At 71.7% G+C, this 21,623-nt stretch carries 18 protein-coding genes and 1 pseudogene; 13 read left to right on the plus strand and 6 right to left on the minus strand.

The window, feature by feature from the left end; translation table 11 throughout:
• The 7 genes from AB0924_RS22210 to AB0924_RS22240 all read left to right on the plus strand — a co-directional run bounded on the left by AB0924_RS22210 (nt 1) and on the right by AB0924_RS22240 (nt 8,258).
• Nucleotides 1-1,032: a MupA/Atu3671 family FMN-dependent luciferase-like monooxygenase gene (locus tag AB0924_RS22210; RefSeq protein ID WP_366912282.1), complete on the plus strand. Its 1,032-nt coding sequence runs from the start codon at nt 1-3 to the stop codon at nt 1,030-1,032.
• Entirely contained in the window at nt 1,029-2,360 is a 1,332-nt protein-coding gene (locus AB0924_RS22215) for a condensation domain-containing protein (protein ID WP_366912283.1), read from the plus strand. Before AB0924_RS22210 ends, AB0924_RS22215 begins: the two co-directional genes overlap by 4 nt.
• Nucleotides 2,357-3,355 carry an acyl carrier protein gene (locus AB0924_RS22220; RefSeq protein WP_366912284.1) on the plus strand — a complete coding sequence of 333 codons (999 nt, stop codon included), beginning with the start codon at nt 2,357-2,359 and terminating at the stop codon, nt 3,353-3,355. The genes AB0924_RS22215 and AB0924_RS22220 overlap by 4 nt, the downstream gene beginning before the upstream one ends.
• On the plus strand, nt 3,355-3,897 hold the full coding sequence (locus AB0924_RS22225) for a flavin reductase family protein (protein WP_366912285.1): 543 nt from the start codon (nt 3,355-3,357) through the stop codon (nt 3,895-3,897). The genes AB0924_RS22220 and AB0924_RS22225 overlap by 1 nt, the downstream gene beginning before the upstream one ends.
• Before the next feature lie 169 nt (nt 3,898-4,066).
• Entirely contained in the window at nt 4,067-5,449 is a 1,383-nt protein-coding gene (locus AB0924_RS22230; protein ID WP_366912356.1) for an MFS transporter, read from the plus strand.
• 116 nt (nt 5,450-5,565) lie between these two features.
• Nucleotides 5,566-6,720, plus strand: a complete 1,155-nt coding sequence (gene argJ / locus AB0924_RS22235) for a bifunctional glutamate N-acetyltransferase/amino-acid acetyltransferase ArgJ (RefSeq protein ID WP_366912286.1) — start codon at nt 5,566-5,568, stop codon at nt 6,718-6,720.
• A 260-nt stretch (nt 6,721-6,980) separates the two neighbouring features.
• Nucleotides 6,981-8,258 (plus strand): ATP-grasp domain-containing protein, encoded by a 1,278-nt coding sequence (locus tag AB0924_RS22240; protein ID WP_366912287.1) that lies wholly within the window; start codon nt 6,981-6,983, stop codon nt 8,256-8,258.
• Nucleotides 8,259-8,287: 29 nt separating this feature from the next.
• Here the strand turns inward: AB0924_RS22240 and AB0924_RS22245 are convergent, their stop codons facing one another.
• The 6 genes and pseudogenes from AB0924_RS22245 to AB0924_RS22270 all read right to left on the minus strand — a co-directional run bounded on the left by AB0924_RS22245 (nt 8,288) and on the right by AB0924_RS22270 (nt 15,232).
• Nucleotides 8,288-9,316, minus strand: a complete 1,029-nt coding sequence (locus AB0924_RS22245) for a helix-turn-helix transcriptional regulator (protein WP_366912288.1) — start codon at nt 9,314-9,316, stop codon at nt 8,288-8,290.
• A gap of 176 nt (nt 9,317-9,492) precedes the next feature.
• Nucleotides 9,493-9,657, minus strand: coding sequence for a hypothetical protein (locus tag AB0924_RS22250; protein ID WP_358938815.1), 165 nt, complete (start codon nt 9,655-9,657; stop codon nt 9,493-9,495).
• Between the two features lie 261 nt (nt 9,658-9,918).
• A complete protein-coding gene (gene cs1, locus AB0924_RS22255) occupies nt 9,919-10,875 on the minus strand; it encodes a clavaminate synthase Cs1 (protein ID WP_366912357.1) in 957 nt (318 codons plus the stop codon).
• 99 nt (nt 10,876-10,974) lie between these two features.
• A pseudogene (speB, locus tag AB0924_RS22260) lies at nt 10,975-11,919 on the minus strand (agmatinase); the annotation flags it as partial.
• Nucleotides 11,916-13,508 (minus strand): asparagine synthase-related protein, encoded by a 1,593-nt coding sequence (locus AB0924_RS22265; RefSeq protein WP_366912289.1) that lies wholly within the window; start codon nt 13,506-13,508, stop codon nt 11,916-11,918. The gene AB0924_RS22265 and the pseudogene speB, both read right to left, overlap by 4 nt.
• A 2-nt stretch (nt 13,509-13,510) precedes the next feature.
• A complete protein-coding gene (locus AB0924_RS22270; protein WP_366912290.1) occupies nt 13,511-15,232 on the minus strand; it encodes a thiamine pyrophosphate-binding protein in 1,722 nt (573 codons plus the stop codon).
• Nucleotides 15,233-15,673: 441 nt separating this feature from the next.
• Here AB0924_RS22270 and argH point away from each other — a divergent pair, with 441 nt between their 5' ends.
• From argH to AB0924_RS22300, 6 genes are all read left to right on the plus strand, one after another.
• A complete protein-coding gene (argH, locus tag AB0924_RS22275) occupies nt 15,674-17,215 on the plus strand; it encodes an argininosuccinate lyase (protein ID WP_366912291.1) in 1,542 nt (513 codons plus the stop codon).
• A 78-nt stretch (nt 17,216-17,293) separates the two neighbouring features.
• Nucleotides 17,294-18,466, plus strand: a complete 1,173-nt coding sequence (locus AB0924_RS22280) for an argininosuccinate synthase (RefSeq protein ID WP_358938807.1) — start codon at nt 17,294-17,296, stop codon at nt 18,464-18,466.
• A gap of 23 nt (nt 18,467-18,489) precedes the next feature.
• On the plus strand, nt 18,490-19,437 hold the full coding sequence (locus AB0924_RS22285) for a methionyl-tRNA formyltransferase (protein WP_366912292.1): 948 nt from the start codon (nt 18,490-18,492) through the stop codon (nt 19,435-19,437).
• A gap of 93 nt (nt 19,438-19,530) precedes the next feature.
• Nucleotides 19,531-20,379 (plus strand): DMT family transporter, encoded by an 849-nt coding sequence (locus tag AB0924_RS22290; protein WP_366912293.1) that lies wholly within the window; start codon nt 19,531-19,533, stop codon nt 20,377-20,379.
• A 65-nt stretch (nt 20,380-20,444) separates the two neighbouring features.
• Nucleotides 20,445-20,813: a hypothetical protein gene (locus AB0924_RS22295; RefSeq protein WP_366912294.1), complete on the plus strand. Its 369-nt coding sequence runs from the start codon at nt 20,445-20,447 to the stop codon at nt 20,811-20,813.
• 70 nt (nt 20,814-20,883) lie between these two features.
• Nucleotides 20,884-21,594: an enoyl-CoA hydratase/isomerase family protein gene (locus AB0924_RS22300; protein WP_358938873.1), complete on the plus strand. Its 711-nt coding sequence runs from the start codon at nt 20,884-20,886 to the stop codon at nt 21,592-21,594.
• Nucleotides 21,595-21,623: the final 29 nt, after the last annotated feature.

Here is a 21,623-nt window from a genome sequence, read left to right on the forward strand (position 1 = left end):
GTGGACTTCAGCCTGATCTTCTTCTCGGGCGACGAGAAGAACAAGTACCGATTCGTCCTCGACGCGGCCAAGTACGCCGACGAGAACGGCTTCACCGCGATCTGGACACCGGAGCGGCACTTCCACCGCTTCGGTGGCCTGTACCCCAACCCGTCGGTGCTGGGCGCGGGCCTTGCCATGGCCACCCAGCGCCTGCAGATCCGGGCCGGCAGCGTCATCCTGCCGCTGCACAGCCCGATCCGGGTCGCCGAGGAGTGGTCGGTCGTCGACAACCTCTCCCGGGGACGGGCGGGCCTCGCCCTGGCCACCGGTTTCAGCCCTCTCGACTTCGCCATCAACCCGGACGGCTGGGCGGACCGCAGACAGCGCACCTTCGACGCCGTCACCACGCTGCGCGAGCTGTGGGAGGGCGCCCCCGTCTACGTCCAGGACGGTCTGGGCAACCACGTCGAGATCGAGCTGCATCCCCAGCCGGTGCAGCCGGAGCTGCCGCTCTGGCTCACCTGCACCAAGAGCCCCGACACCTTCGAGACGGCGGGCCGCCTGGGCTGCAACGTGCTGACCGCCCTGATCGACATGACGAACGAGGAGCTGGAGGAGAAGCTCGCCCTCTACTTCAAGACCCTCGAGGCGCACGGCCACGACCCGGAGAGCGTGACGGTCACGCTCATGCTGCACACCTTCATCGGCACCGACCGGGACGAGGTCCGCGAGACGGTGTGGCCACCGTTCAGCGACTACCTGCGCTCATTCTTCACCGTCATCGACTCGCAGAAGAAGAGCCTCGCGCCGGGTGCCGGTGTCCGTGACATCTCGCAGAGAGACCAGGACGAGCTCATCCGCTTCGCCTTCGACAAGTACTTCGAAAAGGGCGCGCTGCTGGGCACCCCGGACTCCTGCGGCGCCGTCGTGGAACGCTTCCAGGGCATGGGCGTCACCGAGATCGCCTGCCTGATCGACTTCGGCGTGGACGAGAAGCTGGTCGTGGACAGCCTGGAGCACCTGAACGAGCTGCGGAGGCGGTACGCGTGAGCGACGCCCTCGCCCCCCGCCTCGCCGCCCTCAGCCCCGAGCAGCGGGCCCGGCTGCGCGCCACGCTGGCCCGGCGCACGGAGGCCACCCATGAACTGACGCCGGGCCAGCTGAGGTTGTGGCGGGCCCACCACGCCGTCGACGGCCGCCCCGTGGACGTGGTGTGCCAGGCGGTACGGCTGTCCGGGGCCCGCCCTGACCTGGACGCGCTGACCGAGCGGGTGCGCGGTTTCGCGGCCGCCCACGAGGCGCTGCGCACCACGTTCGAGGCGGGCCCCGACGGCAGGGAGGTACGCCGTGTGGTGCACGCCGAGCTGCCGCCCGCGCTGACCCGGGCCGGACGCACCGACGAGGCGGGGGCGCACGCCCTGGCCCGGCAACTGGCCCGGGAACCGTTCGACCTGGCCGCGGGCCCGCTGTTGCGGGTCGCGCTGGCCGAGGGCGCGACGGACGACGAGGCCTGGCTGCTGGTGGTCGCGCACAACCTCGTCTTCGACGCCTGGTCCTTCGAACTGCTGCTGGACGAGCTGGACCGGGAGCCGGAGACGGCCGTCGCGGCGGCGCCGGGCTTCGGCGACTTCGTCCGGGACCAACGGGAGTGGCGGCAGGGCCCGGAGGGCAGGGCGGCGGCCGCGTACTGGGCGGCCGAGGCCGCCGACGCGCCCGCGCCGCTGCCCACCGACCGACCGCGCGGCAAGGGCACCGCGCGGACCGGGCGCCGGGTGGACTTCACCCTCCCGGCACCGGTGGCCAACGCGATCGCCGCGTCGGCCCGGCGGGCGGGTGCCACCGCCTACGCGGGGTGGCTCGCCGTCGCCTGGCGCACGCTGGCCGAGTACGCCGGCACCGAGGACGTCCTGCTCGGCACCTTCACCACCGGCCGCAACCGGCCGGGCACCGAGGAGGTCGTCGGCTATCTGCTCAACGTACTGCCGGTGCGGCTGCGCGAACCGGGGGCCGGCACGCACGCGGACCGGGTGCGCGCGGTGCGGGACGTCACCCGGGCCAGCCTGCGGCACGCCTCCTACCCCGGCGAGCTGATCGGCGGCCGCCGGGTACCGGGCACGCATCCGCTGCTGGACGCCGTGTTCGTCTTCGACAACCTGGGTGCCGAGCAGCGACTGCTGCACCGCGCCCTGGTGACCACCGCCGACCTCGACAAGGGCACGGCACGCTACGACCTCACGATCGCCGTCTACCCGGGGCCTTCCGGTGCGACCGGCTGGCTGGAGTACGACACCGGCCTGTACGACGAGGCCACCGCCCGGCGGCTCACCGACCGGTTCCAGGCACTGGCCCGTGCCGCCGCCGCGGAGGGGGAAGTGTGATCGCCGCCCGACTGTGCGCCCCCGCGTACGAACTCGGCGAGTACGCCGAGCCCGTGGCGGCGCTGGACGAACTCCAGGCCGATCCGCAGACGGCGGCCGAACTCACCGCGCCCGCGGCCGGTTTCCAGACCTACCGCTGGTCGGAGGCCGGTGTCACCGAGCTGATGGCCCCGGCCGTGCAACGCACCCTCGCCGAGGCGGGCGTCGCGGGCGACGAGATCGACATGGTGCTGCTGGCCACCGACTCGCTGCCGCGCGACCGCTCCGCCCACCGCGATGTCGCCGAGCTCCTCGCGACGACCGGCCTCGCCCGGGCCACGGCTGTGACGACCGGCCTGATGGACTGCGCCACGGCCATGGTCGCGGTGGGCACCGCGGCCTCGCTGGTGCGCGACGGCACGGCCCGGCAGGTGCTGGTGGTCTCCGGCGACGTGGCCGACCGGGCGACCGGCGGGCACCGGATCGTGGCGGGCGGCGCGGCGATCGCCAGCGACGCGGCCGCCTCGGTCCTGGTGTCGGCGACGGCACCGGGCCTGGAGGTGCTGGGCACGGCCCACCACTCGGCGCCCGAGCTGAACGCCGGCGGCGGACCGCAGCAGCAGTTGCTGGCCCGGATCCGCGCACACCGCGAGCTGTTCACCCGGCTCGCGGCGGCCCGCGGCGGCGCGCCCGGTTCCGGCGGCCGGGACGGCCTCGGCTGGGTGCGCGGCGTACTGCCGAGCAACTTCGCCCGCAACGTGCTGCGGCTGTATCTGGCCGAGGTGGGCATCGGCGGGGACGAACTGCGGCTCGGCAACGTGGGCCGCATCGCGCACTGCCTGGGCAGCGACCCGCTGATCAACCTCGCCGACCAGCTGGCGGGCGGCTTGACCGAGGGGGCCGCCGGGACTTCGGACGACGGCACGCTGGTGCTGTTCGGCGCGGGCGTCTCGCACCTCGGGGCGGTCCTCCTCGGCGCGCGGCCGCTGCCCGCGGTCCCCGGGGGAGGTGCCTGATGAGCGCAGCCTTCGGGGCCGCCGGCACCGAACTGCCCGTCATGGTCGACCCGGCCGAACTGCGCACCGTGGCCCGTCGGTTGCCCACGGGGGTCACGGTCGTCACCGCCGGGCGGGGCGCGGCGGTGCACGGCATGACGGTGAACTCGTTCACCACGGTCTCGCTCGCGCCGGCCCTGGTGTCGTTCTCCGTCCGGGCCGGGGCCCGCGTCCTCGGACTCGTCGGGGACGGCGGCGGGTTCGTGGTCAATCTGCTGAGCGCCGAACAGGCAGGGCTGGCCCGCCGGTTCTCCGACCCCGACCGGCTGACGGGCGCGGCGGGCTTCGCGGGCGTCGACCTGCTGGACGAGGCGACCGCAGGCGGTGTCGCGCTGGCCGGCGCCGTCGGCTACTTCGTCTGCGACACCGAGCGGTTCGTCCGGGCGGGCGACCACGTCGTCGTGCTCGGCTCGGTACTCCGGTGCGCAACGCTCCGGGACACGCCGCCCCTGGTGTTCGAGGGCGGCGGGTTCCACGCGCTGGGAGCCGCCGTGCCGGGATGACCCACGCCCCGCCTCCTCCCCCCTCCAGGAATCCCCTTCCCCTCGCTAGGAATCTCCCTTGACTCAGCACACCCAGAGCGACGCCGTCGCGGACCTGCCCGTCGACGGCACACCAAAGCCCGACGCACCGCGGGCGGACATATCGTCGTCGGACATACCGCAGTCGGACATATCAGAGACGGACGCGTCACCGTCAGCACGTGGCAGGACCCGGCTGATCCTCTTCGTCCTGTGCGCCGCGCAGTTCATGATCGCGCTGGACTTCTCGGTCCTGAACGTGGCGCTGCCCGAACTCGGCTCCGGTCTGGGGATGAGCCAGGCGGCGCTGCAGTGGGCGGTCACCGCGTTCGCCCTGCCCTCGGGCGGCTTCCTGCTGCTGTTCGGGCGGATGGGCGATCTGTACGGGCGCCGCAGGCTGTTCCTGTCCGGGCTGGTGCTGTTCGGCGCGGCCTCGCTGCTGGCCACGTTCGCCTGGGACCCGGCCTCGTTCCTGGCCGGCCGGGCGCTGCAGGGCGTGGGTGCCGCGGCCATCGTGCCGACGGCGATGTCACTGCTGACGACCACCTTCCCGGAGGGCCCGCAGCGGGACCGGGCCCTGGGCATCAGCGGCACCCTGCTCTCGCTGGGCTTCACCGTCGGCATGGTGGCCGGCGGCATCCTGACCGATCTGCTCGGCTGGCGCTCCACGATGGGGCTGCTCGCCCTGTTCTCCCTGGTCGTGCTGCCGCTGGCGCCGACCGTGCTCACCGAGTCGCGGCAGGCCGAGCGGCCCCGCCTGGACGTGCCGGGCGCACTGACCGTCACCGGTGGTCTGCTGTCGTTGATCTACGCCCTGTCGACCGCGGCCGACCGCGGCTTCGGCGGCATAGATGTACAGGTCACCCTGGTCCTGGCCGTGTTGCTGCTGGTCGCCTTCGTGATGGTGGAGTCGCGTACCGCCGATCCGCTGGTCTCGCTGCGCATCATGCGTCGGCCCACGGTGACCTGGGGCAACATCGGGGGCCTGGTCACCTTCTCGATGATGAGCACGGTCGTGTTCGTCATGACTCTGTACCTCCAGGAGGTGCTGGACCTCACAGCGTTCCAGACCGGCCTCGTATTCGGTGTGCAGGGCACGGCCGCGGCGGTCTCGGGTGGGTTCGTCCCGAAGGTCATCGGCCGGTTCGGGGCCCCGCGCACACTGGTCGGCGGTCTGCTGCTGCAGGGGCTGTTCGTGGCGGCGCTGCTCGGCGCGGGCCGGGCGGGCTGGAGCGTCTGGCTGGTCGTGGTGGCCATCTCGCTGGCCTGTGTGTGCCATCTGACCGCGATCATCTCCTACGGCCTGACCGTCACCTCGGGCCTGCCCAGCGAGGAGCAGGGCCTGGCCACCGGTCTGGTGACCTCCACCCAGCAGGTCGGCATCACCATCGGCATCCCGCTGCTCGGCGTGCTCGCGACGACCGCGTCGGACCGGTTGGCGGGGGTGCGCACGGTGCTGGCGATCGACGCGGCGATCGTCGTGGCCACCGCGGTCCTGGCGGCCGTGGGACTGCGCACGGCGCGCCGCACCTGATCATCCACCACGGTATATTTATGCACTAACCCATCCCGGTTCTCACGACATCGAGGGCCGGGATGGACTATGTTTACGCTTGCCGGCATGTTCATGCAGCTGAAGGGATGAAGCCTATGCCCGCCGTGACCCCGAAGGGTTTCCGCAGCATCACCAGGAACATGGGCGTGAAGGACACGGCCGACGACTTCGCGGTCGTGGTCTCGGAGGTTCCCGCCCGTTCGGCCGCGGTCTTCACCCGCTCGCGCTTCTCGGGTCCCAGCGTCACGCTCAGCCGTGCGGACGCCGCCGGGCACCGCAGCCGCGGCATGGTCGTGATCTCCGGCAACGCCAATGTGGCGACCGGGCGGACCGGAACGGACAACGCCGTTGAGGTGCGCCGCAGGGTCGCCGAGATCGTCGGCATCGAGCCTGAGGAACTCGTCATCGGCTCGACAGGCGTGATCGGCCGCCCGTACCCGATGGACCGCGTCCGGGTCGGCCTGTCCGCGCTGTCGTGGCCCTTCCCGGAGGCCGACTACGCCGCGGCGGCCGGGGCGATCATGACGACCGACACCCGCGCCAAGCATGTCTCGGTGCGCGTCGGCGACGCCGTGCTCACCGGCATCGCCAAGGGCGTGGGCATGATCGAGCCCGACATGGCCACGCTGCTGACGTTCTTCTTCACCGACGCCGAGATCCCGGCCGGCGAACTGGACGCCTTGTTCCGGCGCGTGATGGACCGCACCTTCAACGCGCTGAGCATCGACACCGACACCTCGACCAGCGACACCGCGGCGATCTTCGCCAACGGTCTGGCGGGCGAGGTGGACCCGGCGGACTTCGAGCAGGCACTGTACGAGGTCGCGCTGGCCCTCGTCCGCGACATCGCCTCGGACGGCGAGGGCGCGAGCAAGCTCATCGAGGTCCGGGTCACCGGGGCGCGTGACGACGCCCAGGCCAAGCGGGTCGGCAAGAGCGTGGTCAACTCCCCTCTGGTCAAGACCGCCGTGCACGGCGCCGACCCCAACTGGGGCCGGGTCGTGATGGCCGTGGGCAAGCTCCGCGAGGAGACGGACATCGACCCGGACCGGGTCCGCGTCCGGTTCGGCGACCTCGTCATGTACCCCGCCGAGCCGGACGCCGCTCTCCTGGAAAAGGGCGCCCAGTACCTCACTTCGGCCGAGGTCGTCATCGGCGTCGACCTAGGCATCGGCGACGGGGCCTTCACGGTGTACGGCTGCGACCTCACCGAAGGCTATGTGAAGATCAACGCCGACTACACGACCTGAAAATTCCCGGAGAAAAGTGCGCTTGACGAGCTTGCGCGAAGAAGGGGATGTCCCGGGACACCGCGACCGGCGGCATTCCGGGAAATCCCCTTCCCTTTTCGCCCTCACCTGCTCTTCTTCTCCGCCCGGCGTCGACATCCGACCGACCCTGGCCGGGTCCGGTCGTGGCCCGCAAAGGCCAGCCCCGATCGCCGCCCCACGCCCTCTCGAGCGGTGAGACTACCCGGGTGGACGAGGGACGAGGAAAGGTGCGCGACACCATGCACAGTCAGCGCGAGGGCGAGGCCAAGGTGCTCGCGATCGTGGAGACCGGGCTGCACCGCTTCGGCGCGGTGGCCTTCCACGCCGCCCGGGAGATGGGCCTCGAAACGGTGTTCCTCACCCGGGACATGGAGCTGTACGCCCACGCCCCCGCCGTCCTGGACGCGGTGCGCGACGCCCGCGCGACCGTGTTCACCGACACCTCCGACCCCGACCGGGTCATCGCAGAACTGCGCCGCCTCCAGGCGAGCGTCGACCTGCGGGGCGTGTACTCCTCGACGGACTACAGCATGGCCGTCGCGGCCGCCGCGGCCCGTGCCCTGGGTCTGCCCGGCCTCGACCCGCAGGCCGCCCTGAACGCCCGCAACAAGCGCCGCACCCGTGAGCTGTGCGCCAAGGCGTGCGTGCCGGTGCCCCGCTGGACCGTCGCCCTGACCGAGCGCGAAGCGGTGGCCGCGGCACGGGAGTTCGGTCTGCCCTGCGTCGTGAAGCCGATGACCGAGGCCGGCAGCCTGGGCGTACGGCTGTGCCGCGACGAGGCCGCCCTGCTGACCGCCTTCCACGCCATCGCCGACGTGCCCACCGACTTCCGGGGGCAGCCGCGTGAACCCGGGGCCCTGGTGGAGGAGTACCTGGTCGGCCCCGAGGTCAGCATCGAGTCGCTCACCTGGGGCGGGCGGACGGTCGTCCTCGGTGTGACAGACAAGGTGCTGGGACCGCACCCGTACTTCGTCGAACTCGGCGAGACCTTCCCCTCGTTGCTGCCGCCGGCACTGGCCGAGGAGTGCGCGGCGGTGGGCGTGGCGGCGCTGGACGCGCTCGGCCACGACTTCGGCGCCGCCCACGTCGAGGTGCGGCTCACCGCCGACGGGCCGCGCCTGATCGAGGTCAACGCCCGTATGGGCGGGGCCCAGATCACCCGGCTGGTCCGGGAGAGCACGGGCCTGGACATGCCGCGCGAGATCATCCGGATGCACACCGGGGACACTCCGCAGTTGTCGTTCCGCACCACCGCCGCGGCGGTGTCCCGTTATGTGACGGCGCCGGCCGCCGGGCGGGTCGAGGCCGTGCACGGGCTTGACCTGGCCCGCCGGGTCCCCGGGGTCCTGGACGTCGCCGTCGACGCGGCACCCGGCGACGAGGCACGCGTGCCCACGGACAACGTCGATGTGGTGGGCCACGTCGTCACCCGGGCCGCCACCTCCGGCGAGGCGGTGCGCATGGCGGACGCCGCACTGGGCCAGATCGCCCTGCAGATCGGCACGTCGGGCGCCTGACCACGGCCACCCCATGTGACAACGGACCGTCAGAAGGTCTCCTTGCGGACATCCAGCCAGCCACGGGCCGCGGCATGCGCACCGGCCTGGAAACGGGAGTCGGCGTCCAGCTTGCGCATGACCTCGGTCATCATGCGGCGCAGGGTGCGGGAGGAGATGCCCAGCGAGCGGGCGATGGCATCGTCCTTCATGCCCCGGCCGAGCATGCGCACCAGGGACAGTTCGCGGCTGTCGAGTTCCTCCCCCACCTCGTCGACGCCCGGGACGTCGTCCCCCAGCGCGGCCGAGCCGTGCATCCAGCAGAACTCGAAGACCGCCCGGAACAACGCGATCATGCTCGGGTCGCGGATCTCCAGTGCCGTCATCTCCGGCACCTCGGCACCGGGGCCCTCGTCCTGCGGTTCCTCGGGTACGTAGGCCACCACGCGGTCGACCATGACCAGCCGGAACGGCAGCACCGAGGTGACCCTGACCTCGGCGCCGGCGTCCCGGAGCCCCTCCAGGTGGGCGCGGCCGTGGGGCACCTTGAGCATCGAACTCAGGTGCATGCAGCGCATGGTGGCGCCGCGGTCGATGACCTCGCGGTTGCGTTTCATGCTGTCCTTGAGCATGGCCTGCGGCAGCGGCGACCCCGGGTGCATGCTCAGCACCTCTTCACGGGCCTGCGCGGCGACGCCTTCGAGTGCGCCGGATATCTCGCGCCCGCCGACCAGCCGCCGGGTCTGCGGAACCGATCCCCCTTCCGCGCGCAGCCGCATCAGCGAGGCGCTGAGGACACCGAGCGTCGCGTCCATGCGCTCCAGGGCGGCGAGGCGCGCCCGGGTCGCCTCCTGTTGCAGGGCCACGAGCTGGGCGAACACGGCGTCGGGGGTGAGGGTCACCAGCTCACCGCGGCCCTCCAGCCGGCGTACCAGGCCGGCCCGGGCGAGCTCGTCCAGCCCTAAGGCCAGTTCCTCCTCGGTCAGGCCGAGCGACCGCGCGGCGTCCCTGAGGGTGATGGACGGGTCCGCCAGGGTCGTTTGAAGCAGCCGGTGGGCCAGGTCAGTCAGCGCGTACACGAACGATCCGCTCTTCTATGGTCATGCATTGCTCCGCAAGTTTAATCATGCGGTCTCCATGACCCTGCCACTTCGGCAGCCCCCCACCCGCCGACGGACAACGCCAACGGGCCGCCGCCCGGTGCGTGTTACCCGCACCGTGCGACGGCCCGTTCGACAGCCGATGCTGTGATCCGTCAGCCCCAGGCCAGGTCGTCCTGTCGGTCGGTACCGATGACCTGCCCCGTCGCCGCGACCTGCGCCGACCGGGCGGTGCCGTCGGCCAGGAGCAGGAGTGCCGCGACTCCCATAAGGACCGCCATCAGGCCGTCTCGGTAGATCTGGACGCCCTGTGTCTGCATTGCTTCCCCCTTGTGACTTATATCACCGGAACTCCGGCCCCGGCAAAAACGATTCTTCCGTCTCAATCAGCCCGGGAAAAGCGGCAATCGCGTCCGAGAGGTGCCATGACACATTTCGGCCACGTAACAAAAGGTAACTGAATTTCAAATACTCCGGGATGGTTGTGGAAATGATGCAGCCGACATGGATGGCGCAGGAAATTTTGCATTCCGGGCGCCGGGGAGACCGGGAATCTTGCACTCCGGACACGGGGCCGCCGGTCATTTGGCCCGGAACCCGACGACGTCCCCCGGTTCGGCGGGACCCGTCAGCTGTCCGGGCGTTCGGATGTACATGCGGTGCAGCCAACGGTCCCGGCCGTCCCAGCGCGGGGTGAACGCCGTACGGGCGTGGGTGCTGCGGAAGTTGTCCACGACGAGGAGGTCGCCCGGGCGCAGGTACACGGCCTCGGTGACCTCGTCCAGCGCACCGGACAGCGCGGCGAGGGCCTCCTTGGCCCGCGGGGTGTCCGGCGCGAGCAGTTCGCGGTCGTAGCCCAGGCAGGGGTCGCCGGGATCGCCGTACAGCACCGGCACCCGTGCGCTCGGGCCCGGGTCCGCCGCCTCGCCGCGGAAGGAGATGTCGACCTGGCAGGGCACGGGGCGGGCGAGGAGTTCCGCGCGGTCGGCGTCCGGGAGCAGCGCGATTGCCCGGCGCACCGAGCCGACGAGGGTGGCGGCCCTTCCCGCGTGATCGGCGCGGGAGCAGGCGAGGAGCACATGGTGCGGCTGGTCGCGGTGGTAGGCCATCTCCGTGTGGAAGTCCAGCAGAACCTTGGAACTCTCGGAGGAGAGGTCGTGCGCGCCCGGCGTCGGATACACGTCGTGGTAGACGGCCCCCGCGCGCAGCTCCCGGTAGCCGGTGGGCAGCCCGAGCCGGCGGCCGACCAGCGCCAACCAGGCCTCCATGGCGAGCAGTTCACGCTCGGAGGGCGGCGGGCTCGAGGTCGGTGTGGCGGGGAGCTCCGCCTCGTCGTGGGGCAGTCCGCGCAGCAGCAGGTAGCCGTGCTCGTTGCCGTCCTCTCGGAAGGTGTCGAGCACGGCCGCGAGCTCCTCGGGGAGTTGCCCGGCGGCTTCACCGGCCGCCGCGAAGAACGCGGGCAGGTCGGCTCGCGGCGCCTTGGGCAGTGTGCCGCGCAGTGCGGTCAGCGCGTCGGCCCACTGGTCGCAGGCGACGATCGGTTCAACGGCCGGAGCGGGCACCGGATTTCCTTCCGTACGGAGCCGGTCGCGGTCGGCAGCTCGCTCAGTGCTGCGGGCACCGGAGGCGGCCCGGCGGGAGCGGGCGTACTGGTGGAGCAGTTCGGCGCCGATCTCGGTGGCGAGCAGGGAGGTGATCCCGCCGTGGTCGAAGGGCGGGCTGACCTCCATGACGTCGAAGCCGACCGGGTCGAGGTCGCCGACCGTGCGCAGCAGGGCGAGCACCTCACGCGAGGTGGGCCCGCCCGGGGCCGGCGTTCCGGTCCCCGGCGCGAAGGCCGGGTCGACGACGTCGACGTCGACGGACACGTACAGCGGCAGCCCCGCGGTCCGCTCCCGCACCAGCGCGGCGGTGGCGGCCGGGCCCCGCTCGGCGAAGTCGTCAGCGGTGACGACCGTGACCCCCTGCCCGCGCGCGTAGTCCAGCGAGTCGGGTGCCGGGTTGTGGCCGCGAATGCCGATCTGGACGAAGGCGGCCGGATCGATCAGCCCCTCCTCCAGCGCGTGCCGGAACGGGGTGCCGTGGTGGTACGTACCGCCGTAAACCGGTGGGAAGGTGTCGCTGTGCGCGTCGAGGTGGAGAACCGCCACCCGGCCGTGGTTGGCGTGCACCGCGCGCAGCCCGGCGAGTGACAGCGAATGGTCGCCTCCCAGCATCAGCAACGCCCCGTTGTCCCGCAGGAGCGCGGTGAGCGCGGCGGTCGCCGTCTCCATGGCGAGTTCCATGGAGAACGGCGACAGGTCGATGTCACCGGCGTCGACGACGTCGATCAGGTCGAAGGTCCCGGGGCCCCGGTCGATGCCGGTTCCGTGGATCAGCCCGGACTCGGCGCGGATGGCCCGCGGGCCGAACCGGGCGCCGGGTCGGTAGCTGGTGCCGCCGTCGTAGGGGGCGCCGATGACGACGACGTCCCGACCAACCGGGTCCGGCACATGAGGCAGCCGCATGAAGGTGGCGAGCTGCGCGTACCGGGGCGAGCGGGTGGTCCGGACGCGCTCACCGGGAGCGTGCGCACCGGTCATCGGGTCTCCTTCGTGGATAGCGCCGTCTTCGTCTCGTGGGCGAGGTCGATCTCGTCCGGGTGGGCGGCGCCGGCCACCACCGCGTCGTACAGCCGACGCACCACCGCGCCCTTGGCGGCGGCGATCCGCGCGTCCGGGACGCCGTGCTCGCGCAGCAGGAGCGTGAAGGAGCTGGTCGTGCCGGAGCCCTCGTGCACGCCGAGCTTGGGGCGCCGTACCGTCTCGGCCGGCAGCAGGTCGGCGACCGCCTCGCGCAGCACCCACTTGTCGCGGCCGTGCCGGCGTTTCATCCCCGCTTCCAGGGTGACCAGGGACTCGAGCAGGTCGCGGTCCCAGTAGGGGTGCGTGGTCCAGTGGCCGGCCGCACCGGACAGCACCGGGGACATCTCGTTGAGGCCGTCGAAGGTGTCCATGTCGTGCGCCACCGCGTCGTCCAGCGCGGCCGGCCGGTCCACCTCGCGGTGCATGCCGCCGAGCGGGATGTCCGCGCCGTAGCCGGTGAGGATCCGCAGCGGGCGGCTCGTCGGCAGCCGTCGGTACAGCGCGGCCAGCGGCAGCAGGTACTCGACGACCTCCGGGTCCGTGCACTCGGACGCCCATACCGTCCACGGGAGTTCGGCCAGCAACTCGGCGGTGCCGATCCTGATCTCGGTGTGGCGGGGGCCGGGCGGGCCCGGCCGGGTACGGGCCAGGTGGTCCGCGACGAGCCGGGCCTCACGGAACTCGTCGCGCAGGTCGGTTCCCATCGACACGGTGTGCAGCGCGCCGTCCGCCGAGGCCGCGAGGGCGGCCACCGCACTGGAGTCGATGCCGCCGGACAGCACGGCGGTGTGCCCCGGCCCGTCCCGCAGCCTGCGGTGCACGGCCCGTTCCAGCGCCTGCCGCACCTCCCGCAGCGCCTGACGCTCCGGCAGGTGCCGGCGGTGCAGCGGCGGCGTCCAGGTGCGCACCAGCCGGGTCCGCGGGCGGCCGGCGGCGGCCTCGGCGACCGCCGCGCCGCCCGCCGGGACTTGGCGCACCCCGTCGGATCCGCGGACGGGACGCAGCCCGGCCACCGAGTGCCCGCCCGCGCCGACGTCCGCCACCGCCAGGAGGGCCTTGGCCTCGGTGGCCACGGACACCCGCCCGTCCGCCACGGCGGTCAGGTACAGCGGTACGCCGCCGCAGTGGTCCGTGGCCGCCACCAGGGCGCCTCCGTCCGTGGCCAGCGCCGCGAACCGGCCGTTGAACAGCCGGAAGGCGTGCGGGCCATAGCGCTTCAGACAGGCGAGCAGCAGCTGTGCGTCGCCCGCTTCCGCCAGTCCCGGGTCGCCCAGTGCCCCGGCCAACTCGTCCTGGTTGTAGAGCTCTCCGGCGAGCAGGACTGCGGTGGATCCGTCAACGGCAAGCGAGTGAAGGGCACTTGAGGTGTCCGGGCCGACCACGGACCCGGTCCACCACCAGTCCCCCGCCCGCACCTCGACGTCCGCGACCTGACCTACCGTGGCGAACCGGGGGATGCGCCGCTTCCCGGCCGGGGGGTCGGCCCGCCGCCCGGCCGGGGTCGCCGTCAGCGTGAACCCCGTCGAGCCGGGGATGCAGCCGCGCATGATCAGATGCTCAGGGCGTCGAAGCCGCCCGGCTGGAAGTCGTACGCGATCTTCGTCTCGATGAGGAACGGCCTGCCCAGCCCGGCCCCCTTGCGCAGCGCGGCCAGCAGCGCGTCCCGGTCGTCGGCCCGGACCGCATCCACCCCGTTGGCCTGCGCGAGCTGCACGAAGTCCACGGAGCCGAAGCGGATCGCCGGGTCGTGGGAGCGGTGGTGGCCGAGGTTCTGGTACAACTCGATCAGGCCGTTGGTGTCGTTGTTGACGACCACGGTCACGATCGGCAGGTTCAGCCGGGCCATGGTCTCCAGGTCGGCGCTGTTGGAGTGGAAGCCGCCGTCACCCGCGATCAGGAAGACCGGCTCGTCGGGCCGGGCCAGCTGGGCGCCCATCGCGGCGGGCAGCCCGTAGCCGAAGCTGCTGCACCCCGCCGACGTCAGGAAGCCGTACGGCTGGTCGGCGCGGGCGAACAGGACGCCGTAGTGGCGGAAGAAGCCGATGTCGCTGACGATCGTGCCGCGGCCCGCTCCTGCGGCCTCGGCCATGACGGTGTTCATGGAGTCCATCACCTGGTGGACGCGCATGCCGTCCTCGTACTCGCGCGGATCGGCGAGGAACTCGGCCACCCGCGCCCGCAGCGCGGAGACGTCGTGCGGGGTCTTCGGCGCGAGCTCGGCGGTGGCGGCGTCCAAGGCCTCGACGAAGGCCAGCACGTCGGCGACCACATCGACGTCGGGGCGGAACACCCGCGGCACGGGGTTGGTGGTCGGGGCGACCCGCACGACCTTCTTCTCCCGGCCGTGCGCCCACATGGAGGGCCGCAGGTCCTCGGCGTAGTCGTAGCCGAGGCAGAGCACCAGGTCGCTGGGCCCGAACAGGGTCTGCAGCGCCGGGAAGCCGAGGATGCCGTCCATGTAGCCGGTGACCGCCCCGTAGGCGAGCGGGTGCCCGTGCGGCAGCGCGCCCTTGGCGACGTAGGTGGTGATGACCGGGATGCTCAGCCGCTCCACCAGGGCACGCAGGGCGTCGACGGCGCCGGAGCGGATCGCCGACGCGCCGACCACGAGCACCGGGTGCTCGGCCTTGGCCAGCAGGTCGGCGACCTCCGCCAGCCGCTCGGGCCAGTCGGCGTCCACCGAGGCCACCGGCTTGCGGGGCCGGCGGGCGGGCGGCGCCGGGGTGTCGTCGGCCTCCGGCACGCCCGCGCCCAGCAGATCCACGGGCAGGCTGATGAAGCTGGGCCCGACCGGCTCGGCGGTGCTCGCGGTGACCGCCGAGTCGACCAGGTCGGTGATGTCGGCCGGACGCGCCAGCTCGGTGGCGTACTTCGTCATCGGCCGCATGACCGAGACGCTGTCGAGGCACTGGTGGGTGTCCACCGGGAAGACGTCGTACGACTCCGACTGCGCGGCCAGCGCGATGACGGGGCTGCGGTCCAGGGCCGAGGTGGCCACGCCGGTGGACAGGTTGGTCATGCCGGGGCCGAGCGTGGCGAAGCACGCCTGCGGCCGGCCGGTGATCCGGGCCAGTACGTCCGCCATGACCCCGGCGGTGAACTCGTGCCGGGTCAGCACGAAGTCGAGCCCGTCCACCTCGTCGAACAGGACCGACGCGGCTTCCCGGCCGACGACACCGAAGACTTTCTCCACGCCGTGGGCGCGCAGCCGCTGGAGCAGGAGCGCGGCCGCGGTGGTGTGATCCGACGGACCGGTCGACACACGGGACATGAAAACCTCTTTCCTCGAACTTCCTCGAAGGGCTTGTCCGCAAGGGGGCGTTCAGATCGGGGCTTAAGGGCGCACGACGGCACGAGCGCACGAGCGCCGGGGAACGGTAAACGAGCTCCCGTGCAGAGGAGTTGGGGGCGCGGAACGGCCCGTACATCGACTCAATCCGCCGCGGCGGATCACGTCCACCGCGCCCCGGTGACCGCCTGGGGACGCGTCCCCTCCCGGTCACCGCCCCCGCGGGGACGCCCGTGTCCGATGCCGGACACGGCAGGTCACGGCCACCACGGTGCGGTGGACACCCGCCGCCGGGCCCGTCGAGGATCGAGACCAGCCGTCGGCAGGCGAGGCCGTGCGAGCGAGGAGCCCGTCGATTCCCCGGGTTCCCGGCACGTGCCCCCGAACGGCCGGACTCTCCCTTCCCCGATCGAAGGATCAAACGTGACTGACAAGTTGTGGGGCGGCCGGTTCGACGAGGACATCACGTCCGACGTCCTCGACTACACGCTCACCACGGACATCGACGTGCGGCTGGTCTTCGCCGACCTGTGGCAGGACATCGCCCATGTGCTGATGCTGGGCCGCCAGGGCATTGTGTCCGCCGACAACGCCCGGGCGATCCTCGGTTCGCTGCTCGCGCTGTGGGAGCGGCACGAATGTGGGGAACTGGTACTGCGCCCCGAGCTGGAGGACGTCCACTTCAACATCGAGCAGATGGTGATCGAGGACCTCGGCCGCGAGGTCGGCGGGCACATGCACACCGCCCGCTCCCGCAACGACCAGGTCTCCACGGACACCCGGATGTACCTGCGCCGGGTCCAGCTCGACGCGGTCGCGGCGAACCTGACGCTGATCGACGTACTGCTGTCGTTCCCGGACGAGGAACTCCTCGCGATCCTGCCGGGGTACACGCACAGCCAGGCGGCGCAGCCGGTGTCGGTGGGCTTCTGGAAGACCGCGCACGCGAGCATGCTGCTGCGCGATGTGCGCCGGCTGCGCGGCGCCTTCGACCGCACCGACGAATCGGCCCTGGGCGCCTGTGCGTTGGCCGGTACGTCTTTCCCGCTGGACCGGCGGCTGACCGCGCGGCTGCTGGGCTTCGGCGGGGTGCTCGGCCACGCCCTGGACGCCACCAGCGCCCGTGACTACCTCATCGAGACCGCCTCGGCGTTCGCGATCGGCGGCAACAACCTGTCCCGCATGGCCGAGGAGATCGTCATGTGGAGCGGGCACGAGTACAGCCTGGTGGAGGTCGCGGACGCGTACGCCACCGGCAGTTCGATCATGCCGCAGAAGAAGAACCCGGTGGTGGCCGAGCTGACCCGGGGCCGGGCGGGGCGCACCGCGGGCACCCTCGTGCAGCTGCTCACCATGGCCAAGGGCGTGACCCTCGGCTACAGCTGCGACCTGCAGGACGACAAGCCGTACCTGTGGAACGCCATCGACACCTACCTCTCCACGGTGCGCATCGTGGCCGGCCAGACCAAGGGGCTGCGTTTCAACACCGAGCGCGGCGAGGACCTGTGCTGGGACAACTTCTCCACGGCCACCGAGCTCGCCAACTACCTGGTGGCCGAGCACGGGCTGCCCTTCCGGGAGACCCACCACATCACCGGCTCGCTGGTCGGTGCCTTGCTCAAGCGTGGTGCGACGCTGCGTGACACCCGGGCCTGCGCCGAGATCCTGGCCGAACTCGGCCACCCCGTCGAGGAGTCGATGCTGGCCCACATCTTCGCCCCGCGCACCGCGGTGGCCAGCTACACCAGCCCCGGCGGCACCTCGCCGCAGAGCGTCCAGGCCCTCCGTACGGAGCTGCGCGCGGCGCTGGAAGGCCACCGGCGGTGGCTGGAGGAGACCCGCGGGCGGCTGGAGAACGCACAGGCCGCCACCTTCCGGGCGGCCCATGAGATCGCCGCCGGCGCCGACTTCACCAAGGTCCTCGACACCGTCACAGCGGACCTGCCCGCCCTCGCCCAGCACTGAACGCCGCGCCGTCGCACAGCACCCCCGGTCGGGCCGACCCGCGCCCGGCCGCTCACCCCGGAACCCGCCGGAGACCCCATGAAGATCGTGCTCGCCTACTCCGGAGGCCTGGACACCTCCGTGGCACTGCACTGGCTCAAGGAACGCTACGACGCCGAGATCATCGCCTTCTGCGCGGACATCGGCCAGCTCGAATCCCTCGACACCGTCAAGGAGCGCGCGCTGCGCACCGGCGCGTCGAAGGTGTACGTCGAGCCGCTGGCCGACCGGTTCCTGGCCGACTTCGCGCTGCCCGCCCTCCAGGCCCATGCCCGCTACGAGAACAAGTACCTGGTCGCCGCCCCGCTGTCGCGGCCCCTGATCGCCCAGCGCATGGTGGAGATCGCGCACGCCGAGGGCGCGGACGCGGTGGCGCACGGAGCCACCGGCAAGGGCAACGACCAGGTGCGGTTCCACACCAGCGTCACCGCGCTCGACCCCCACCTGAAGGTGCTCGCCCCGGTGATCGACTGGGAGCTGACCACGCGCGAGAGCGAGCTGGCGTACGCCCGCGAGCACGGCATCGAGGTGTCGGTCAGTAAGGAGAACCCGTACAGCATCGACACCAACATCTGGGGCACCAGCATCGAGTGCGGTGAGCTCGACGACATCACCCAGCCGCCGCCGGCCCACGCCTGGCAGCTCACCGCGGACCCCAAGTCCGCTCCGGAGAACGCCGAGCAGGTCACCATCGGCTTCGAGGGCGGCGTCCCGGTTGCCCTGGACGGCGAGAAGCTCGGCCTGACCGAACTGGTGTCGCGGCTCGGCTCGCTGGCCGCCCGGCACGGCGTCGGCCGGATCGACATCGTCGAGAGCCGCGTCGTGGGCTTCAAGACGCGCGGTATCTACGAGGCGCCCGCCGCGACGGTGCTGATGGCCGCGCACGAGGAGCTGGAGGCGATCGTCCTCGACCGCGAGACCCTCCACCACAAGCAGCAACTGGCCCTGCGCTACGCCGAACTCGCCTACTACGGCTACTGGTTCTCCGACCTTCGCCGGGCCCTGGACGGCTTCGTCGCCACGCTCCAGCCGCAGGTGACCGGCGAGATCACCATGGAGCTCCACAAGGGATCCTGCACCGTGGTCAGCCGTCGTTCGCCCAACTCCCGATACAGCGGTGCCCTGGCCACCTACGAGGCCGGCGACACCTTCGACCACAAGGCGGGCGCGGGGTTCGCCTACGTATGGTCGCTGCCGCTGACCCGGCCGTGACCGGAAAGGAACCGGTGAAACACATGCGCATCGTCTTCATGGGCTACCAGACCTGGGGACACCGGGTCCTCGAGGCCCTGCTGAACTCCGAGCACGAGGTACCGCTCGTCATCACCCACCCGACGAGCGACCACGTCTACGAGACCATCTGGAACGACTCGGTCGTCGACCTGGCGCGTGAGCACGGCGTCCCCGTGCTGGAACGCAAGTACGCCAACGACGACGAGGTGGCCGACCGCCTCCGCGAGCTCGCGCCCGACCTGCTGGTCTCCTCAGACTGGCGCTCCTGGGTCGCGCCCCGCATCTACGACCTGGCCAGGTACGGGGCGATCAACGTGCACGACGCGCTGCTGCCCCGTTACGGCGGCTTCGCCCCGCTCAACTGGGCGCTGGTCAACGGCGAGTCGGAGGTCGGCGTCACCGCCCACTTCATGAACGAGGACTTCGACCTCGGCGACATCGTGGTGCAGAAGCGGGTCGCCGTGGAGGACAAGGACACCGTCACGGACCTGTTCCACAAGACGGTGGAGCTCTTCGTCCCCGTGACGCTGGAGGCGATCGACCTCATCGCATCGGGCCGCACCGAGTGGACCAAGCAGGATCCCAGCGAGGCGACCTTCTTCCACAAGCGTTCGGTCGAGGACAGCAGGATCGACTGGACCTGGTCCGCCCAGGACATCAGCAACCTGGTCCGCGCCCAAGTCGACCCGTACCCCAACGCGTTCGCCTACTTCAAGGGGCAGCGGGTGCGGATTCTGTCCGCCTCGGTCTCCCGGGCCCGGCTGGGCGGCACCGTCGGCCGGGTGTTCCGGCCCGAGGGCGAGGGCGTGGCCGTGGTGTGCGGGCCCGACGCGCGGCGGGGGACGGAGCGGGGTCTGGTCATCGAGCGGCTCCGGACGGACGACGGCACGGAATACCGCGGGATCGATTTCTTCCGCACCATGGGGGGGTACCTGACGCGTCATCCGTAAGGGACGGATGGCTCTCGTCTCCCCTTCGGGCGGCTCCCCCGCGGAGCCGCCCTCCCGTCGTCCCTGTCCTGCCCCCACAAGGAGTTGTTCCCGGTGCATCTGTTCCTGGCCCTCGCCTCGGCGATGGTGCTCGGCTCCGCCGACTTCGTCGGCGGTCTGGCGACCAAGCGCGCCAGCGCCTTTGTGATCGTCCTCTGGTCGAACACCGCCGGACTGCTGACGGCACTCGCGTTCGCCGGCGCCCTCTCACGCGGTGGCACCAGTTGGTCGGAGGCGGCCTGGGGCGGGCTGGCCGGACTGTGCGGCAGCCTCGGCGCCATGCTGCTGTACCACGCGCTGGCCAACGGCGTGATGAGCCTGGTCGCGCCCACCACAGCCGCCGCGGCGGCCGCGCTCCCGGTGATCGCCGGGGTGCTGCTGGGCGACCGGCTCACCGCCCTGGCCGTGGTGGGCGTGGTGTGCGCGCTGGCCTCGGTGCTGCTGGTGTCCCTGAACGGCGAGAGCTCCGCCGAGTCCGCCGACCGCCGCAAGGCGCTGCGCACGCTGGGCATCGCGCTGCTGGCCGGCGCGGGCTTCGGTCTGTTCTTCGTCTTCCTGGCCCGCACGCCGAGCGATTCCAGCCTGTGGCCGCTGGTGTGGGCCCGCTGTGCCTCGCTGACCCTGCTGCTGGGCCTCGGCCTGGCCCGGCGCACCCCGCTGCGGCTGTCCGGGCGGTCGCGGCAGCTCGCCCTGCTGTCCGGGGCGCTCGACATGGGGTCGAGCATCCTCTACCTCGTGGCCGTCCGGGACGGCAGCCTCGCCGTCGTCGGGCTGCTCGCGTCGCTCTACCCCATCAGCACGGTGCTGCTGGCCCGCTTCGTGCTGGGGGAACGCATCCGCGGTATCCAGCACGTCGGGGTGCTCCTGGCGGTGGGCAGCGTCCTGCTGCTCGCCTGGAGCTGATCCGCCTACGGTCCGTCCCGACCCGACTCGACCCGCGACCTCCTCCGTCACTCTCTGGAGCCCGTATGCCTGCCACCGATCCGATAGCCCCGCGGACGAGCACCGTGTACACGCCCGCCACCGTGCCTCGTCCGCTCACGGCGGTGGCCGACGACGGCACCGTGTCGTTGGACGAACGCGCACGCCAGTACGCCAGGTCGCTGCCGGGCCCGTTCCGCTACAAACTCAAGGGCCTGACCTTCGCGTTGCCGTCCCCGTACGCCCTGTCGCTCACACAGTGGGGGCGGTTCCACGACGGCGCGGACGCTCTCGCGGCCTTCCAGGCCGTGCTGGGCGAGCCGAAGGTCCGGGAGATGACCGCCGCCGGCTTCACGCTCGGCGACCTGGCGGTGATCGTGGAGGACTGGGAGTACCGCAGCGGTGTCCGGCGCTGACCCCTCCCCGAGACCCCGTGCCTCGCACGGAACCTTCGTCTGCGAGCGCGCCGGACCGACGGCGGTCGTGATGTTCGCGGACCGGCATCACGGGAACGCCATGAGCAGTCGGCGTATGCGTGAACTACGGGAACTGCTACGCGAGTTAGCGCAGGACGACTCCGTCCGAGCGGTGGTGCTGCGCGCGCAGGAGGGCAAGTCCTTCGCGGTGGGCGGCGACTTCCGCGAGATGATCGGCCTCACGGCGGGTGAGGAGACCGACGCCTGGACGGATGCCACCGCCGATCTGTGTGTCGCCTGCCTTGAGATGCCCAAACCGACCGTCGCCGCACTCGACGGCCATGTCATCGGCATCGGCCTGCTGATCGCCCTCGCCTGTGACTACCGCCTCGGATCGGAGAGCTGCTCGCTGCGGATGCCGCACTTCGCACTGGGCCTCGCGTGCACCTTCGGCGGCTACCTCCTGGAACGCTCCGTCGGGCGCCACGTGATGCAGGACATGTTGATGTCCGGCGAGCCCTGGTCGCCCGAGTCGTCCCTGGCCGACGGGCTGCTGCACGAGATCGTGCCGGACCGCGACCTCGCCCGTACGGCGCTGAAACGCGCGCTGCGCTTCGCCGCGTACGACCTCCCGGCGTTCGCCGCCACCAAGCACACCCTGAGCCTGCCGCACACCCAGCAACTGCGCGCCATGCAGCACAGCACCCGGCTGCGCAATCGCGCCGACTTCGCCACCGGCCTGCCACGGCAGCGCATGCGCCGGATCCTCGGCCGCGAGTGACACCGCACCCCACCGGACCACGCCCGCCC

Origin of the sequence: Streptomyces sp. NPDC047869, from assembly GCF_040704065.1 — a bacterium.
GTDB lineage: Bacteria > Actinomycetota > Actinomycetes > Streptomycetales > Streptomycetaceae > Streptomyces.